Source organism: Vibrio sp. 1978 (genome assembly GCF_033344345.1).
The window spans coordinates 1-1,185 of sequence record NZ_JAWPOP010000120.1 but is presented as its reverse complement, the minus strand read 5'-3'; the positions used below and the strand labels follow the sequence as shown (position 1 = coordinate 1,185).

At 43.8% G+C, this 1,185-nt stretch carries 1 pseudogene; it reads right to left on the bottom strand.

The annotated features are described in order from the left end of the window. A pseudogene (locus R8N49_RS24895) lies at positions 1 to 1,185 on the bottom strand (hypothetical protein); the annotation flags it as partial.

Here is a 1,185-nt window from a genome sequence, read left to right as displayed (position 1 = left end):
CTTCAAAACTGAAGTCACCGAAGAACGGAACCGGAAGAACGAAAGATGGACGCTGAGCATTAGATAAATCTATGTTGCCGAATGAATTAACAAAGTCGTCAATCACATTGGTTTTTAGATCATTCAGTTGACCAGATACCAAACCGCCTAACCCATCAGGATAAGCAGATTCATAAAAGCCAGTACAATTGCCAGCCTCGATACAAGTGCCTCCCGTACCAGCGCCGGACGTATCAGTGTTGGCAATACCATCCAGTGTTTCAGAAATACCAGCAACATCCTCAGCAATACCATCCATTGCACCCGCAATTTGTTCAACATCATCACCAACGCCGTTAATAGCATTGGTATTTTTGTTTACCGCTGTTGTTATGTCAGCATTGGCCTGTTGAATTAGAGACTTTGTTTTACGATAGATTTCATTGTCGTTAGCTTGCTGTTTTTGAATGGCCTGCGTATTGGTAACAACTGAAGCATTAAGCGCAATGATTTGATTCTGAACGTCAGCACTTGCCTGATTTATGTCGATGGTCATCTCATTGAGCGCCTTGTTTACATCCTTATTCATTCCCGTTATTGCGCTAACAACTGCCGTATCTGTTGATTCATCTGTTGGAGGGTCTTCAACATCAGGTTCATCTGTTGGAGGGTCAGGAACGACAACATCATTGTCTGAATCTGGTAAAACGCTAGGGTCTTCGATATCACCGCCAGTAGGGTCATCTGGTTTATGGGTAGGGTCAGTATCTGGTTTATCGTCAGTATTAGGGTCTTTAAGTGTTTTACACTCAGGGTCATTGCAAAAAAGATTACCAGTAGTGCTGTCACAAGAAGGGCCTATAACAGTAAAAGTTGCATAGCACCAACCAGACTCACCGCACCAAGAGCTAGAACGATCAATGGCGGCACCACAACCGCCACCAATAGAAGAGCAAAGATAAGAAGAAGGCGACGAGTTTCCCCAGACGCTAGACATCCAACGTACGCTATCGGATTGACCTTCAACATCTGAACAATCACGGCCGTTACATTGAGATTCCCATGACTCAGTTTCGTTACTACAGGAGTAAGCGAATTGATCACCTTTGGATACGCATTGGGTTCGCGCTGCATCTATAGCATCGAGTGTTGATTGACGCTCGCAGTAAGGAATATCACTTTGACACTGATTATCAATTAAAACTT